Annotated in this window: 13 protein-coding genes; 3 read left to right on the top strand and 10 right to left on the bottom strand. The window is 36.1% G+C overall.

Annotated elements, in window-relative coordinates:
* Positions 1–215: 215 nt before the first annotated feature.
* From BUB90_RS11245 to BUB90_RS11235, 3 genes are all read right to left on the bottom strand, one after another.
* On the bottom strand, positions 216–3,326 hold the full coding sequence (locus BUB90_RS11245; RefSeq protein ID WP_073287716.1) for an AAA family ATPase: 3,111 nt from the start codon (positions 3,324–3,326) through the stop codon (positions 216–218).
* Positions 3,323–4,474: an exonuclease SbcCD subunit D gene (locus BUB90_RS11240; protein WP_073287714.1), complete on the bottom strand. Its 1,152-nt coding sequence runs from the start codon at positions 4,472–4,474 to the stop codon at positions 3,323–3,325. The genes BUB90_RS11245 and BUB90_RS11240 overlap by 4 nt, the downstream gene beginning before the upstream one ends.
* Positions 4,475–4,825: 351 nt before the next feature.
* The gene (locus tag BUB90_RS11235) at positions 4,826–5,449 is read right to left on the bottom strand and encodes a YczE/YyaS/YitT family protein (protein ID WP_073287711.1); all 624 of its coding nucleotides are present in this window, start codon (positions 5,447–5,449) and stop codon (positions 4,826–4,828) included.
* 638 nt (positions 5,450–6,087) lie between these two features.
* Between BUB90_RS11235 and BUB90_RS11230 the strand changes: the two genes are divergently transcribed.
* Positions 6,088–6,726 (top strand): VanZ family protein, encoded by a 639-nt coding sequence (locus BUB90_RS11230; RefSeq protein ID WP_073287708.1) that lies wholly within the window; start codon positions 6,088–6,090, stop codon positions 6,724–6,726.
* Between the two features lie 103 nt (positions 6,727–6,829).
* Here the strand turns inward: BUB90_RS11230 and BUB90_RS11225 are convergent, their stop codons facing one another.
* The 3 genes from BUB90_RS11225 to BUB90_RS11215 form a co-directional block, all read right to left on the bottom strand.
* The gene (locus BUB90_RS11225; RefSeq protein WP_073287706.1) at positions 6,830–7,501 is read right to left on the bottom strand and encodes an HAD family hydrolase; all 672 of its coding nucleotides are present in this window, start codon (positions 7,499–7,501) and stop codon (positions 6,830–6,832) included.
* A 103-nt stretch (positions 7,502–7,604) separates the two neighbouring features.
* Entirely contained in the window at positions 7,605–10,022 is a 2,418-nt protein-coding gene (locus BUB90_RS11220; protein ID WP_073287704.1) for an ATP-dependent DNA helicase, read from the bottom strand.
* Between the two features lie 205 nt (positions 10,023–10,227).
* Entirely contained in the window at positions 10,228–10,911 is a 684-nt protein-coding gene (locus BUB90_RS11215; RefSeq protein ID WP_139241749.1) for a hypothetical protein, read from the bottom strand.
* A 350-nt stretch (positions 10,912–11,261) separates the two neighbouring features.
* Here BUB90_RS11215 and BUB90_RS11210 point away from each other — a divergent pair, with 350 nt between their 5' ends.
* On the top strand, positions 11,262–11,600 hold the full coding sequence (locus BUB90_RS11210) for a DUF1292 domain-containing protein (RefSeq protein WP_073287699.1): 339 nt from the start codon (positions 11,262–11,264) through the stop codon (positions 11,598–11,600).
* 48 nt (positions 11,601–11,648) lie between these two features.
* Here the strand turns inward: BUB90_RS11210 and nagB are convergent, their stop codons facing one another.
* From nagB to BUB90_RS11195, 3 genes are all read right to left on the bottom strand, one after another.
* Positions 11,649–12,362, bottom strand: coding sequence for a glucosamine-6-phosphate deaminase (gene nagB / locus BUB90_RS11205; protein WP_073287697.1), 714 nt, complete (start codon positions 12,360–12,362; stop codon positions 11,649–11,651).
* Positions 12,363–12,482: 120 nt separating this feature from the next.
* Complete coding sequence (locus BUB90_RS11200) at positions 12,483–12,992, bottom strand: DUF4358 domain-containing protein (RefSeq protein WP_073287695.1); 510 nt, start codon at positions 12,990–12,992, stop codon at positions 12,483–12,485.
* Between the two features lie 63 nt (positions 12,993–13,055).
* Positions 13,056–13,265, bottom strand: a complete 210-nt coding sequence (locus BUB90_RS11195; protein ID WP_073287693.1) for a hypothetical protein — start codon at positions 13,263–13,265, stop codon at positions 13,056–13,058.
* Positions 13,266–13,412: 147 nt separating this feature from the next.
* Here BUB90_RS11195 and BUB90_RS11190 point away from each other — a divergent pair, with 147 nt between their 5' ends.
* On the top strand, positions 13,413–14,864 hold the full coding sequence (locus tag BUB90_RS11190) for a recombinase family protein (protein ID WP_073287691.1): 1,452 nt from the start codon (positions 13,413–13,415) through the stop codon (positions 14,862–14,864).
* A 153-nt stretch (positions 14,865–15,017) separates the two neighbouring features.
* Here the strand turns inward: BUB90_RS11190 and gnpA are convergent, their stop codons facing one another.
* Positions 15,018–17,189, bottom strand: coding sequence for a 1,3-beta-galactosyl-N-acetylhexosamine phosphorylase (gene gnpA / locus BUB90_RS11185; RefSeq protein ID WP_073287689.1), 2,172 nt, complete (start codon positions 17,187–17,189; stop codon positions 15,018–15,020).
* Positions 17,190–17,295 lie beyond the last annotated feature (106 nt).

Genomic DNA, 17,295 nt, shown 5'->3' with positions numbered 1-17,295 from the left:
TTCTTTATATAATCTCATCTTATTGGTTTCTGATAGTTGTTTACATATCTTTTTTTTGTTTTAGGTATTCATTTTATATCTTTTTATAAGAAAACAAAAAAGTAACTACTTAAAACTAATATAACATTAGTCTTAAATCGTTACTTTTTAAGTAATTATATTATTCTAGATTTCCAATGCCTTTTTCTTAGATAGCAGTATCAATATTCACAGACCTAAAGGACTTTCATCTCAAGTGTACTACCATGTTTCCCTCGTTCCACAACAATCTGATTATTAATCCTATCTTTCAATTCACCCACATGAGAAATTATACCAATCAGACGATTCTTTTCAGTTAATTTTGATAACGTCTCTAAAGCTTGTTCCAAAGATTCTGTATCAAGAGAACCAAAACCTTCATCAATGAATAAGGTATCAATCTCTATTCCGCCAGCGTAACTTTGGATGATATCTGACATACCAAGTGCTAGGGATAATGCCGCTTTGAAGGATTCCCCTCCAGAAAGGGATTTGACAGAACGTTTCTTACCAGTATAGTGATCTAACACTTCGATATCCAAGCTATCTTTCTTACGGGCGTCGCTAACTCCTGTAGATCGAAGCAATTCATAACGACTACTAGTCATAAGTAATAACCTAAGATTAGCAGCAGCCAAGATATCTTCAAAATACGATGCCAATACATATTGTTCGAATACGAGACGATCTTGATTATTTCCTTTCGTGATGTTATCCAACTGCTTCACTATTCCGTATTCCTCTTCTAAAGCGGAACGCTTAGCCAATTTTTCTTTCATGGACTTATAAGCCTTCTCGTTCACTGTTTGTTTCGTATGGAATGCTTGTTTCTCTTCAACAACCTTCTCTTTCTTCATGGTTAACGCTTTGTGCTCTTCTCTCAATGCCTCCACATCAATCACAGTTTCTTTGCCTAATGTCTCTTGTAATGTCTTCATCTTAGCGTCTTTTTCTTTACAAGATTCTATATAGTTTCTGATCTCATCCTCTAAGGCAGCTCTCTCCACTTCTTCCATAGAAGCTTCTTTGTATGCCACTCTTGACTCAAATCCAAACTTTCGTAAAGCTGCTTCTAACGCTTCCTTTTCTACCTTCCCCTGCGCATGTACCATACGCATCTCTTCCTCTCGTTCACTTCGAAGAGCAAGTAATCGTTCGTACTTCGTCTTTGCCGCATCGTATACTTCTCTCACTTTTTGAATCTGTCGCTTTTGTTTTTCAACTTGCAAAGCTATCTGTTCAAGGGCCTCTGAGATTTTATTACTATTTTGATATTCTGTAGGTAGCAAGGCTTTCTTTTGCTCAACTTGTTCAGCAATCTGTTTGTTTTCTTGTACAATAAGATTATGTTGATGTACTAATTTTATAGATATGTCTTCTTGTTCTTTCGTTAACCTCTCTAGATTCGTAATACTTTCTGTTAGCTCTGCTTTTCGCTTTTGATTCCTTTGATAGGTTGCTGCTTGTTCCTCTAATGCCGCTTGATTTTGATGTAACCTTTCAATCATCTCTATTATCTGTTCTGAAGCTACTTCATTGTCTTTACAGACCGTATCAAAATCACTTTGAAGTGTATTCACTTTCTCTGATAAAGCAGCTAACGTAGAATACCACTCCTTATACAGTAACGCTTTTTGCTCTGCTACTTTCTTATACTCTTCTAATTCTTTTTCATCTGGTGCTGTATCAGCAACTGTAGCTTTCATAGGATGCGAAGTAGAGCCACATACAGGACAAGGTTTACCTTCTTCAAGTTCCCTTGCCACGATACCAATTAACGCACTGCGATACTGTGCTTCTTTCTCGTCATATATTTTTTTTGCCTCTAAGGATTCTTGCTCTGCCTTCTTAAATTCTGGTATTTTCATTTCCCTATTATGAATTGTTGCATCAAGCACTTCCTTCTTGGCTTGCACTTCCTTAATCCTTGTTAATTGAATCCGTAGGCGCTCTTGACTTGCCTTATTTTGTTCAATTAAAACTTCTACATTCTCATATAAACCAAATTCTTCTTTTGACTTTTTAAGATTATCTTCTATTTGCACTTGCTTGCTTTTCAGATTTTCTTGTTTAATTTGAAGCGCAGTAATTTCCTTGTTGCTTAACGCTATCTTCTCTTGTAAGTTATTCACTTCAACGACAAGGGGTAGATAACTTTCAATTTGCCTCTGTTTCATCTGATTTTCTAACAAGGATTTCTCAAGAAGGCCTACTTGTTCAAATTCTACCTTCCTAGCTTCATATTCTGGTAAAGCAGTCTCTAGTTCTGCTTTGATTTGTTCCCACTTTGATTTGGCTGTGTTATACCGAACAACGGAAGCTTCATACATCTTGTCATAAGATTCTACATTCATTGCTTGCAGTGCCTGATTTAATCTATGCTTCTTAGTTACGAATACTTCTTTCTGGCTTTCTAGTTGTTGTAACTCCTCTTCTAACTTTGCTAGTCTTTGATGACTTTCATTAATTTTCTCACCTTTTGTAATCTTCTCGATATATACCTTCTCTGCTTGTTCATATTCCTTAATACTAGTCTCTAACAGTGCCTCTTGCTTCTTCGTATCGGCCATTCCCTCTTTCAAAATGGTCAGAATCCGTTCATAATGATAGGGTGGTGCCACAAGCAACTGTGCTAATGTATCCTCTGCATCGTCACGATTACACTCGATTGTATTCATGATTTCATCAAGACGGTTATTTTGTTCCGTTAACTCTCGTTGTAAGCGTAACGCTTTGTCTGTTAATGCCCTTTGTAATTTCTCATATTGATTGGTCTTGAATATATTTCTTAAGATTTCTACACGGTCTTTGGAACTTGCAACAAGCAATTCTAAGAATTCTCCCTGTGCAATCATGGATATCTGCTTAAACTGAAGATATGTCATCCCGAGCAGTTCTTCAATTTTTCGATTGACTTCTGTTATTACAACAATCGGAGTTTGATCTTCGATATACAGTTCTGCAATTTCTTGCGACACTGTTGTTCCTTCTCCACGTTTCTTAGGCCGTTCATATTTGGGTGCACGGTACACACGGTACTTCTTCCCCCTATGTTCAAACAACAACTCTACATACGTATCTTCTCCCGCATTGGCGAAATCACTTCTAAGTGTTCCTTTCTCCCTTGTCTTACCACTTACATCTCCATAAAGGGCGAAGGTTATAGCATCGAATACCGTTGTTTTCCCCGCTCCCGTCGGACCAGTTATTAGGAACAAACTTCCTTGATTAAACTTAGTGAAATCCACAACTACTTTATCCTTATAGGGACCCCAAGCTTCAATAGTTACTTGTAATGGTCTCATCCGATATCACCTCCAACCTCTTCAATCACGTCCTTCATGCAAGAATCATATTCTCCAGCTAGCTCTTCCCCTGCAACACTTGCATAGAAATCTCTGAAATGTTCATAGATTGATTTACTCCGTGTACTTGTTATACTCACACTATTTTCATTTTCTTTACGTTCATTCTTCTCAAACGTAATCTGCATTACATTCGGATACACACTTCTAAGCTCACCCATAGGATCAAATAATTCCTGCTTGTCTAATAAGGTTACATGAAGATAATCATTAACATCCGCTAACGAATACACTTCTTCTTTCATGAGTTCATCTAATGTACCTTTTATTTTCCTCATGTCATGAATTGGTTTAAGCTCTCTTACTGATAGGGTTACATCGCCTTTATCCTTTAGCTCAACAATGGTAACACTCTTCTTATGAAAAACTTCCGAAAACGAATATTTAATAGGTGATCCGCTATATCGTATGGTATCTCTTCCCATTCGCTGTGGTCCATGTATATGCCCAAGTGCTACATAATCGAATGCTTCAAACACACTTACATCTACATTCTCCGCTCCACCTAGTAACAGATTCGATTCCGACTCACTTTGTTCCGGTGGTTTACCTGTATTGGTAACAAAATGGTGGGTAATCATTAGGTTACGCTTGCTCGCATCTATGTTAGATTCTTCAATCATCTTACGTACACCATCTTCGCAAGTTACAATGGTTTCATCTTGGTATAAATGTCTTATAATTGCTGGTTTGGCAAATGGAAGCATATAGATGTTTAGTGTACCATACTCATCCTCCATTACAACAGGATTCATATTACCTCGTATCATACCTTCAATATGTAATCCTTTGTCCACTAATATGCTCTGAGCGAAACCAATTCTCTCAGGAGAATCATGATTCCCGCTAATCATAAAAATCTGTATTCCTAGTTTTGTTGCTTCTCTTAGGAATTGATCCAAGGCAACCACCGCCTCTGCAGATGGAACGGACCTGTCATAGATATCACCCGCTAAGATTAAGCCATCTGCCTTCTCTTCCTTCACAATGGTAAGTATTTGGTTTAAAACATGTTTTTGTTCTTCTAACATGCTAAACTCGTTCACTACTTTTCCTATATGAAGATCTGCTGTATGAATAAATTTCATTGGATTCACTCCTTTCTTTCTGTCTGATCTATTATTATCGCAAAACTCCAGCCATATTTATCATAACTTCTTACCTAACGCACTTTGACACATTTATCAAGCCCTAGAAGCAGCAAGCTGCTTCTCATTTGCTTATTTCTTCATCTTTTTACAATAGACTCGAGAAATTACTTTGTAATTTCCCTCGTTAACTAATGACTCCTACGGAGTTACGGTCTTTCTCTTCGTTCAAGCCCTAGAAGCAGCAAGCTGCTTCTCATTAGTTACATTATACATTAATTCTTTGCTTTTTTCATTAGAGAATATCAGAAAACAGCCAACCTTATCGACAGGCTGACTGCTTCCACTTTACTACTTTATTTCGTTATCTATCTTTATATATTTTTTCATCACATCTGAGAAGTATTGGATTACCGGTCCTGCTGTCGCTACTGTTAGTAACGTGATTATACCTAATGTACCACCCATTAGATATCCGATTAACACCATTACTATATCAAAACATATTTTTGTTTTTCTAAAGTTCCAACCTATCTTATCTGCTATTGCCATAACTACTCCAGTGAATGGGTCAAGTCCAATAGCCACAACTATGAATAGTGACACTCCAAAATACGTTGCAGAACATCCGATTATTGCACCTATAACTCTTTGTATAAAACTATTTTGATTTATTACCACATTATAAAGATACGTCCCTATTGAAACAAAGAAACCAAATGGTACTATATAGATCAAGGTTCCGATATTAATGTATCTTTTCCCTAGAAAGAATAAAATAACTATCATAGCTACATTAATTATATTAGATATCAATCCCAACTGTTCTGGTTCCATTCTTAGCACACTACGCATGCCATCATATAATATTGCAATCGGATCATTCCCAAACATGGTTCCCGCATTAAACGCAATACCGAGTCCTACAAAGAAGATACCAATAATCGCAATCAAAACTCTTTTATAATATTTCATTCAATATATCCTTTCCTTGCAATAAGCACGTAACCACCAAACATATACTTGCTATTTACTTTAAAGGATTCTCTTCTTTTTTACAAATGTAATATTCTCCAAAAATCGAATACCTTATGTTACTATAAATTCCTAAAAAAGTTTATCATATTCTAGTATAAATTCCTTAACTAGATACTGCATAGCGAACCCTATGTTCATCATTTTTTACCAATTTATCCATTTTTGCCCTATACAAATATTTAATTCTATAGTAAATTAGTATTAGATATACATTACCCATTAATTAATTTTATAATATTCCAGTGCTTAATAATCCAATCCTTCTAGGTATCTGAACAAAAGATTATTAAGTTTTTCGCCAGATAATTAATAAAAGAAAGGTTGTGTGAATATAAATGAATCGACTTTCTGTGCGACTCACTACAATTATTGACCTTATAAGTTTACTTACCTTGGGACTTGAGTTCTTTATAATCTATTATTGCGCCAACACTGTACTATCACTTGTTATAATTAGTTTTATTCTCATACTTTGTACTAGTATATTCATTCGAACATCCAAAAGTTTTGACTCAGGGTTCTTATATAGCTTTATTCTTGTCTTATTCAGTTCATGTATTATAGGATTTATCTACATGAATGGAGATACTTTCTCTTTGGAATATAGTCAAAAACTACTTATTCTTGTATTACTTAATTGGTTAATGCCTATGATCTGCTCCATCTTACATGACCTTCATGATTCAAGAGAACAGTATGCTCATTTTACTAGTTTCTTTAACAAGAGTACAACGCAATTTATCATCTATTATATTGGATTTTTGGCACTAATTATTGTTATAAAACCCATTACGTTGCCCTGTATCAGTGACACAATGTGGCAGTCGATTAATCAAGATAGCTATCGCAATGTAATACCTTTTTATCGTATTGCTTGCTATATCGAAGATTCCATCTATAATCAAACTGATATTAGTCCACTCATTCAGTATATATTCGTTTCCATTCTTATTACATTACCTTATGGGTTCTACATTAGCTTATTATTCAAAAACAAAGGGCACATACTAAGACTATTCTTACTTTTCTTGTTACCTATAGTAATGGAAGTATGTAAACAGTATATTGCTCATGAAGTTGCAGATGTTGAACATATATTACTCGGTGTACTTGGCGGTCTAGTTGGATCTTCCTTCTTCTTTCTACTTAATAGTAGATATTATCATCTCAAACGGCATGAATTTTTAGAAGGTAGAAAACATTTTAATTGGTAATATCGTTACTCGCCCAAACATCGCACATAAATGACTTCATTGATAGCAGTTAACTACTCCATGAATCTTCAGATGCGAAGTTTGCGTTATGTCTAAAACTTACTTATAACGAATCAATATATTCTAACAAATCATGCGGATGTGCAATTATAGCGTCCGCATGATTGTTCTCTAATTCCTCTCTGTCACGAAAGCCCCATAATACACCAACGGTAAACATTCCAGTATTCTTACCCGTTTGCATATCTACATTCGTATCCCCAACATAAAGACATTCCGCTGGACCTATATCAAATTCCTCTAACATCTTTCTTGCACCGCTTGGATCTGGTTTTTTCGGTACTCCTTCTCTTTGCCCACAAACAAGGTCAAAATATCCTTCTCCAAAAAGCTCATTCACCACATCTACCGCTCTATCATGTGGCTTATTAGATAAAACACCAATTTTAATTCCCCTAGCTTTTAATTCACCAAGTAACTCAACCATTCCATCAAAAGGCTTCACCTTATACATACAGTACTCTAAAAACACTTCTTTATATTTATCCTTGGCGCGTAGGAATAACGCCTCTGCTTGCTCCTCATTCTCACTTGCCGCTTTTAAAGCACGCATAACTAATACATCTGCGCCATCACCAGCATAGTAGTTATACTCTTCAACTGGTCTTTTTTTTAGTCCTAATGATTCTAATGTCACATTCGTTGCATATGCTATTGATTCTACTGTATCTGCAATTGTTCCATCTAAATCAAATATTGCTGCTTTCTTCTTCATATGTTTATCCTTCTTTCTTCTAAAAATAAAGTCTTACTCATAGCTATCCAGTTGACTTATTATAAAGCAAGCTCATTCACTAGATCTCTGAATAGCTACTTTCTTAACTTATACTCACTTCATTCCAGAACTTCTCAACCAAAGATGGGAACTTCGTATACCCCGTCACTTCATGAGGGAACCATTCTCTAGGAAACAGATTCTGATATTGCCTATTGGTAAACCTCTCATCTAGTAATACTATAACACCATGATCTTGCTGCGTCCGAATAACACGCCCAGCGGATTGTAATACTTTATTCATTCCATTATATAGATACGCATAATCAAAGCCATTGCCATTACATCTATCATAGTAAGAACGAAAGAGCTCTCTCTCATTACACACCATAGGAAGTCCTGTTCCTACAATGATCACTCCAATTAAACGATTGCTACGTAGGTCAATTCCTTCACTAAAGATTCCGCCCATTACACACAGGCCAATTCTCGTTTCATCTGGATCTTCCACAAAATCTTCTAGGAATTGCTCCTTCTCCCGCTCTGTCATAGAATTATGTTGCAATTCAACTTGCGCTTTAAGTTCCCCCATAAGAATCTTTTCTTCCAGTATTTTCCCGACTTCATTCATTAATTGATAAGAAGGGAAAAATGCCATGTAATTACCTACTTTTGCACCCGCCAACTGGATTATATACGATGCAATCTTTTGATATTCACTCTGATTTCTTCTCGTATATTTGGTGCTAACATCATTGCCGATAACAAGTAAACGCTTTTCCTTATCGAATGGAGAAGGTGCATAGATTGCATAATCCTCCTCTGATCCTGCTAATTGGTCTTTATAATAGTGAATCGGTAACAAAGTTGCAGAGAAGAAAATTGCACTTTTTCCTTTTGCTAAACAAGTTGCTAGATTTCTTGCAGGATTCATACATTGTAACCGTACTCGAAATCCTTCCTTCTCATCATAATCCGTATATATAAGATAGTTCTCATCTAACAGCTCATGCATATTAAGAAAATGTCTGACCTGCAAATATAACTCCATACAACGATCTCGATTATCAAAATTCTTCCACTCTACCAAGAATTCTTCAAACTCAGCAAGTAGTCTCATCAGATTTAGTACAAGGTCACCTATACTTTCAACAATCTCACACTCTTCACAGTCTCTCTTTAATTTGAGCATGCTGCTATTGCATGCTTCCAAACGTTTTGTTAACTTCTTACTATATCCAGCAACAAATTTCTTCACGTCAAGAAAATGTTGTTTAAATACTTGTGCACTATACATCTCTCTAGCACGCTCAACAAGATTATGCGCCTCGTCGATTAAGAAGATATAATCATTCTTTGTGTCATTCGCAAAGAACCTTCTAAGATATACATTAGGATCGAATACATAATTATAGTCGCAAATTACTGCATCTGACCAATTCGTAACATCTAAGCACATTTCGAAAGGGCAAACGAGGTGCTTTTCTGCATATTCTAGTATCAACTCCCTCGAGATGGCGTTCTCATGGGTAATCAAATCGTATACAGCATCATTGACACGGTCATAATGTCCTTTTGCTCTTTCACAAGCCCCTGGATTACAGTCAGTCTTTTCTAAGATACAGAATTTCTCCTTCGCTGTAATCGTAGTTACTTTCAGCTGCATACCTTTGTCTTGCAAGATACGGAATGTATCCTCCGCGGCAGTTCTTGTTATCGTCTTAGCTGTCATATAGAATAACTTATTACTGTAGCCCTCACCTATAGCCTTAACAGATGGGTACACAGTTGAGATAGTCTTGCCAACTCCAGTTGGTGCCTCGATATAAAGCTTCTTATCACGAATAATTGTTTTATATACGCCTGTTACTAGATCTCTTTGCCCCTCTCTATAAGGAAACGGAAAATCTATACCTTTAATAGAACGATTTCGTTTCTGCATCCAATTACACTGCCACTCCATCCACTTAGCAAATTCAGAAGTCAAATCCTTAAACCATGATTCTAAGAAAGAATAGGTATAGGTCTCTTCAAAATATTTCATCTGCTCCGTTTCAATATTACAGTAAGACATCCTTACACCAATGGAGTCAAGTTTCTCCTGCTTAGCGGTAATGTAGGCATAGCACATAGCCTGCGCAAGATGTACCGGGGATGCCTCTTTTAAGAAGCTAAGTTCCATATATATGGCTTTTATTTCATCAATGATTACTACATTCTCATATAAGTTATTATCTTCATTTAATTTACTTGTGTGGATAATACCGTCTGCACGTCCTTCCACACAAAGCGTATAGTCCTCGTCTAGACTAAATGCAGGTACAGTTATGCTAAGCGGTACCTCGGCTTGATATTCACTTCCCATTCGCTTTTGAATCTTACGGTGAATACGACTGCCTTCTTGCATCGCGTCGGCGTCTGCTGTCGTTACCTGTGTATTATCAATATTCCCACTTCGGAGAATAAACTCAACAAGATTTCGTACAGAAACTTTAATAACATGATCAACAATCTTGTACATTCTGCAATCCCTTTCGTAACTAATACTATATTAAGCCTCTTTCAATTAATTACAATTATAGTACATTTGTTCGCAATCCGCAATGCAACGGTAAATAAAAAAGAAGAATCCTTATGAAAATTAGAATTCTTCTTTTCTCTATTCTTATACGTGATATATTAAAACTATATCAAACGAATTTTATCTTATATATCGAATACTTGTATTACATTAACATTGTGTAATCTTCATCATCATCGTCATATAGACCATTCTGATATCCACGAGTCCAATCGATATTATTTGTTCTTTTTTGCTTCATTTGAGGCTTTGCTTGTTTCTCTGTTTTCTTGCTTTCTTGTTTCTTTTGCATTGCCTTCTTTTCGCGTTCTAAACGCTTAATAGTCTCAAATTTGTCTGGTTGTTGTTCTTTTTCTTTAGTAGGTGCATCTTTCATTCTTTGGTCTTTGCTGCCGTAGCTTTTACCAGATCTACCTTCATTTCTGTCCGCATCATCGCGATCTTTATTAAAACCACGATCCTTATTGTAGCTATTATAGCTCCCACCTCTTGTATCTTTTCCTCTAAATCCATTGTTATCTCTTTGATAACCACCTGTACGTTCAGACGTTTCACCATCTCTTTTATATGGTCTTGCAGGTCTATCAGTACGATTGTTTGAATCCCCTTGTCTGTTATAAGGTCTTGATTCTTTGTTAAATGGTTTAGCGTCTTTGTTATAAGGTCTTCCTTCCTTATTAAACGGACGATTCTCACGGTTTCCATTATAAGTTCTACCTTCACCGCGATTTTCATTATCACGATTTACTCTAGGTTTATAATTGTTGCTTCTCGTCTCGTTGCTACGGTTTTCTCTTGGTCTGCTATCATTAGCATTGCTTGTAACCACTGAATGTTCTCCTCCTAAACTGTGAATGTTCAATAAATAGGTATTTTCAATTATACCTTTTAGTAGCATAATATACCGCTCTTAATTATTTTATGCTATTTTACAATAAAGTCAATATATTTTTACTGTTTTTTGCAATTAAATCAATGAATTTAATGAGACTTTAACAAAATAACTCCTTGCTTTTTTTTATTCAATCTGATACATTCATAATAAAGAGAAACATTAGCTTACTTGAATTAATTTTTCACTTGTTACAATAGGAAATAAGTTACAGTAAATTAATGCACAGAAGATAACTATGATACTTACTGTGACAATCTCAATTATAAAGAAATGAGGTATTTTTAATGAGCGACGAACGTCATGATATCGATTGCGATTGCGGATGCAACGAAGAAGAACAAGGAATGGTAACATTAACACTTGATGATGGTACGGAGATGGAATGTATTGTATTAACAATCTTCCCAGTTAACGGAAACGATTATATTGCATTACTACCTGTTGAAGAAGCAGAAAGTGATGAAGAAGGTGAAGTTTTCTTATACCGTTTCAAACAATTAGAAAACGAAGAAATCGAACTTCTTAACATCGAAGATGATGATGAATACGAAGCTGTTGCTGACGCATTCGATCAATTTCTTGATGATGAAGAATTCCAAGACATTATAGACGACGAAGAATAGTACTTAGGTGCTCTCTACTACATTGGTAGAGGGCACCTTTTTATTATCCTATGATTCAAAACTACAAATCACGGTCAAATCCGGATGTAATTGCAGTATCGAAGCTGGTATAGCTGGAGTTACTGGTCCGTTAAGAGCCTTATTAATAATCTCTTCTTTATCCTTGCCATTAGCAATTAATAATATCTTCTGTGCTTGCATAATAGATTTAATTCCCATTGTGATTGCCTTCCTTGGGACTTCCTCGATAGAATCAAAAAACCTAGCATTGGCACTAATTGTTGTATCTCCAAGCTCTACAATGTGGGTTGTTTTTTCGAATGCTTGATCGGGTTCATTAAAACCGATATGACCATTGTGTCCAATCCCAAGTAACTGCATATCAATACCACCAACTTTTTGAATCAAATCATCATATGCCTTACATTCTTCTTGTAAATCCACTGCTTTTCCACTTGGTACATATGTATTTTCTCTCTTAATATTAATATGTGAGAATAGGTGTGTATCCATAAAGTACCGATAACTTTGTTCATTATCAGAATTAATCCCTACATACTCATCTAAGTTTACGGACCTTGCTACAGAGAAATCAATATCCCCTTTCTCATACCATTCAATTAACTGCTTATAGGTACCTATTGGCGTAGAGCCTGTTGCTAAACCTAATACGCTATTTGGCTTTAAAATTACTTGTGCCGATATAATATTCGCTGCCTTACGACTTAAATCAGAATAATCTTTTGCATATATAATCTTCATTTGCTTCCTCCTGTAATAAACTAAACAGTATAATTAGGAAGAAGGATTTTCCCTCTCCCTATCTTTTCTTATTATAGTAATTGTTATAGTGATTCTTATAAACTAATAACTCTTTACTAGTTATTGTATCAATGCATCGTCTACGATCTTCTTAATACTAGCGATATCATCATATACAAAATAGAATACGAATTTATCTTTAACAATGACCTGACCTTCTTTTACTTTTTGATATTGGTCAGGAAGATATTGTTTCCAATCAGCTTCTTGTGCCTGTTTCAATTCATCAAATGCAAGTTTAACAGTATTCACATCTTTCTCTTCTTTTACTTTTGCTATAATAATACGATCCGCTCGCACATTCATCGGATTCTCATAATAGATTGCCTCTTCTAGTAGATTTGGATCAAGATTCATCATCTCAAGAATAGCAGAACCATTCTCGCTTAATAGATCAACTTCGTTCCAGCCAAGTTCCTCTTTAGAGGCAACATTCGCATCTTTTGCAATACTCTCTCCAATAGAGTTAATTAAATCTTGCGTCTTCACGTCTACTTCCTTGGCTTTCTTACACCCAACTAAACCAACCGCTATAATTACTACTAGCATAACTGAAATAATCTTTTTCATACGTTCTCCTTCTACCTCGCTAAGTTAATTAATTGCGAAGTATACGGGCTCGCAATTAATTATTCACTTATTCATTTTGGGAATATTTTCTCCATCTTCTAGTTTTTTATTCGTTAGCTCTTCACTATTTTCCCTATACTCCAGATTCGTTTGCTCTTGCAAGATATTTATCATCTGCCTGCGAAACTCATCCATTTCATCGTCATTTAACTCGTCAAACTTAATGATTTTATCCGGGAAATATATATAATTCTCAAATTTCAGCTTCTCCATGGAATTTTACTCCCTAATTTAACTTCTAAATAACTATGAATAAGTGGAGTACATCATAGTTATTCCTCTTAAAATAGTATATCAAGCATATTGGTCAAATATTACGTAATATCATATAATAACTGAATACCTAAGGAATTATAAGCTATGAATACTGCTGCTATATATATACGGGTTAGTACAGAGGATCAAACTGATTATTCTCCCGATGCTCAAAAACGTCTTCTATTATCTTACGCCAAACAAAATGATTTCCTAGTTCCAGAGGAATATATCTATATCGATGAAGGAATTTCCGGAAGAAGAGCCGATAAACGCCCAGCTTTCATGCAGATGATTCGTATGGCTAAGAAAAAGCCACGTCCCTTTGATGTTATCCTAGTTCATAAGTTCGATCGTTTTAGTCGTTCAAGGGAAGATAGTATCTTATATAAATCATTGTTAAAAAGAGAGTGCGGAATACGTGTCATAAGTACCACTGAACACTTAGATGACGACAAATTCTCCATCATTCTCGAAGCAATATTAGAAGCAATGGCGGAATACTATTCCCTAAATCTATCAGATGAAGTCTTAAAAGGTATGACTGAAAAAGCTATTCGTGGTGGATATCAAGCTGCTCCTCCACTTGGCTACGAAATTAAGTATGCTAGAGAAATCCCAAAGATTAAGGAGGATGAGGCCCAAATTGTTCGGTCAATCTTTGATCGATTCATAAACTTTCACCAATCCCCATATGAAATTGCAAAGGAACTAAATCGCAAAGGATTCCTAACCAAACGTAGCAACCCCTTCGAAAAACGTACCATTGAATACATCCTAAAAAACCCATTCTATGCAGGTTATATACGCTTTCAACTAAAACGAGATGCCGAAGCTTCCATACTTACGAAAGGACTTCATGAGTCACTTATAACCGAAGAAGAATACCAAACTGTTAAAGCTTATTATACAAATAGAGTTAGAAAACCAAGAGAACATTCCAAAGGATGTAAACACTGGTTATCTGGAATGGTTAAATGCGGCAATTGTGGTAATTCGCTTCTTGTTTTTAAACGAACTCTTGAAATTCAAAACAAAACATATTATAATCTACAATGTTGCGGTTATCAAAAGGGGCGCTGTCTTCAATCCCATCAACTGAGTGAGAAGAAGCTGTTATCCACATTGACCTCATCTTTAATGGAGGTTTATCCACAAAACAGTAATATTTACCAACTATCTGTGCACACTATGAACACCCCTACCGAAGATATGCAGGCTAATAAAGAAGCCCTACATAAACATTCTATACGATTACAACGTGCAAAAGATGCTTATCTTAACGGTGTTGATACCTTAGAGGAATACACAGTAACGAAAATGGCAGTAACGAAAGAGATTACATTAATAGAACAAAATATACAAAAGGCTCTTAATTCCACGAATACCGAATTATCAAACCCAATATACCTTTCTCTTGCAGAGATACTGCAATCTGAAATCGTCTCCGAATCCGATAAACAAAACATATTATCAAGCTTAATTCACCATATTGTATATGATAAAACCAATGCTACACTACGCTTCTACTACAATGCCCCTAATTTAAGCAAGTAGGTACTAAATTAAAAATAATCTTCCCGAATTGTCTGTCTAGAAGACACTACCTGTCTACTCCTCTAACAGACAATTCGTTGAAGATAGTTTTACGTTGCTTCTTGGCATTCTTGTGCCACTGTTATCTTATCAAATCTTATATTATCTTAAGTGTTATATCTCGTACCAAATGATTTCGTTTGCCTCTAACTCAAGTTCAAAGCTACTAGCATCTCCTCTATAAATCGTTGTTTTTTGTGGCTCATACGTATTATTAACCACACAATACTTATTGTTTTTAACATAAGCATGCACTTCTACATTGAAGTTACTAGAGAACCATTTCTTCAAATTATCTTCCTCATGCGTACTCCAAAGTATGCTTCGGTAAAGGACTCTGCTGTTTTCAAAACTATATGGTAGACCACTTAGATAAACACTTCTTCCTTTACCAAATTCATTCACTGCCATCTGTACTTCTTTGTCTTTTTGTACTATAATTGTGGTTCCTTCTAAGGCATACATATTCTTCTTACCTTCACCAAAATCCACTTCTTTCGTACAATCTTTCGTGATAAAGTGAGAGTCAATCGCCTCCCAGTTATACTTATCGTAGTTTAAGGTAAATCCTGTTTCTTTCTCCACTCCAAGTACATTTGCTAACTGAATGTAATGCCCTTGATATTGGTGTCCACTTGGTTCACCAATTCCAATCAATCCACCGCCTTCATAAACGAACTGACGAATTGCACTTGAGATAGAGGCGTCCTCCCAAACATCTCCACCGGTATGTGCAGTATCTCCATCTCCCACATTAATAATAACATCAATATTCTTTAATAAATCTCGATTATTTCTTATATCATCAAAATTAATAAAGGATACTTCGAATGGTGTTCCACTTAATGCTTCAATTACTCCCGCATAACTATAATTCTGTTTTTGGTATAGTGCATGATGTACCATGTGAGCGCCCCAAGCTCGCATCTTACCCCAGCTGTTTAACACAGCAACACGTTTGACACAGTACGGTGTTGTACCCTTAATGTTTTCATATAGCTCACGAAATTCGTTACAAACAGATTCCACATAATCAATGAACTCAGGAAACTGACATGCAAGCTTTAAGTATCCACCATATCCAATTCTATCAATTGGCTTTCTTAAAATGGCACGTCTAGCGGTAACCCAGTTGACTTTTGCTTCTTTAACAGGGTCTCCCCCTTCATAGAAGGTATCTGGGAAGAAGTATGGCAGGAATCTTCCTTCTGTATATTTTACCCCTTCGATTTCACTGATTAAACGCAGGGTACTACCATTTCCAACGCTACCAACAACTGAATCTAGACCAATTGACTGAAATTCTTCCATAAAAGGTTCTGTACCAATCCAGTGATCGCCAAGAAACATCATGGCTTCTTTCCCATATTCATGGGTAATATGCACCATTTCCTTCGCTAGTTTTGCTACTTCGCGTCTCTGAAATGCTTGATAATCCTTGAATTCTTTGCTTGGTATACGATACTGATTATTATAATATCCCTGATCAATGATAAACTCTGGGCGGAAGGTATAACCCACTTCTTGCTCAAACTGTTCCAAGATATAAGGCGATACCGATGCAGAATATCCATACCAATCTACATACTTTTCACGTAACATCTCGTCAAAGATTAAGGTAAACTGATGGAAAAAGGTTGTGTATCGTATAACATCCACGTAAGGATGCTCTTCAATAAACTTACGAAGTCGTATCATGGAATACTCGCGTGTCTTTGGCTGCCTAACATCAAAGGTTATCTGGTGTTCTACTCCCTGCCATCCATTGACTACCGCGTTATACATATGTACCGGATCCCATATTAGATACGCTAGAAAACTAACTGTATAATTATGAAATGGACTACAATTCGTGATTACAACTTCTCCTGTTTCCGTATCATAAGTCCAATCCTTTTTAGGAACTACACTAGCCGTACTACGATCAATCACTTCCCACCAGCGATATTTGTCGTCACGGTCATTGACCTTCATTAGATCCGATGCGATTCCTTTTAACAAGGGAATACGTAAAGAGCTATCTGTAGCGGTATAAAAGGCTGTCATAATATAGCATTGTTGCACTTCTTCCGGATGTGCTTTCGCCCATTCGTTATCCTTACGAGTTGTGTAATATGTGCTATACACTTTAGCCTGAACTGCCTTTAATTCTTCTGGATAATCGGTACCATCACAATCACGGATGGCATCCGCTCCCCATCTATTCAGTAGCTCTATCGTTTCCGGAACAACGTCAACATCTGTTGGTATAGTGACGCGTCCAGATAGTATTCTATCTTTATTCATATTAACCTCTATTCCTGCGCATGATTACCACGCACTTACTCTTTTTTTGCACACATCTAGTAAGACTATGCCAAGGAAAGGCACAATCCACTAGAAGATATCTATA

The sequence above is a fragment of the Anaerosporobacter mobilis DSM 15930 genome (assembly GCF_900142955.1).
Lineage (GTDB): Bacteria > Bacillota > Clostridia > Lachnospirales > Lachnospiraceae > Anaerosporobacter > Anaerosporobacter mobilis.
This window is presented reverse-complemented; position numbering and strand designations above follow the sequence as displayed.

Coding starts and splice junctions, on each gene's coding strand:
- BUB90_RS11220 (WP_073287704.1), bottom strand. CDS start 10,022: ATGTACAAGATTGTTGATCATGTTATTAAAGTTTCTGTACGAAATCTT.
- nagB (WP_073287697.1), bottom strand. CDS start 12,362: ATGAAGATTATATATGCAAAAGATTATTCTGATTTAAGTCGTAAGGCA.
- BUB90_RS11230 (WP_073287708.1), top strand. CDS start 6,088: ATGAATGGAGATACTTTCTCTTTGGAATATAGTCAAAAACTACTTATT.
- BUB90_RS11190 (WP_073287691.1), top strand. CDS start 13,413: ATGAATACTGCTGCTATATATATACGGGTTAGTACAGAGGATCAAACT.
- BUB90_RS11225 (WP_073287706.1), bottom strand. CDS start 7,501: ATGAAGAAGAAAGCAGCAATATTTGATTTAGATGGAACAATTGCAGAT.
- BUB90_RS11240 (WP_073287714.1), bottom strand. CDS start 4,474: ATGAAATTTATTCATACAGCAGATCTTCATATAGGAAAAGTAGTGAAC.
- BUB90_RS11210 (WP_073287699.1), top strand. CDS start 11,262: ATGAGCGACGAACGTCATGATATCGATTGCGATTGCGGATGCAACGAA.
- BUB90_RS11245 (WP_073287716.1), bottom strand. CDS start 3,326: ATGAGACCATTACAAGTAACTATTGAAGCTTGGGGTCCCTATAAGGAT.
- BUB90_RS11200 (WP_073287695.1), bottom strand. CDS start 12,992: ATGAAAAAGATTATTTCAGTTATGCTAGTAGTAATTATAGCGGTTGGT.
- BUB90_RS11235 (WP_073287711.1), bottom strand. CDS start 5,449: ATGAAATATTATAAAAGAGTTTTGATTGCGATTATTGGTATCTTCTTT.
- gnpA (WP_073287689.1), bottom strand. CDS start 17,189: ATGAATAAAGATAGAATACTATCTGGACGCGTCACTATACCAACAGAT.
- BUB90_RS11195 (WP_073287693.1), bottom strand. CDS start 13,265: ATGGAGAAGCTGAAATTTGAGAATTATATATATTTCCCGGATAAAATC.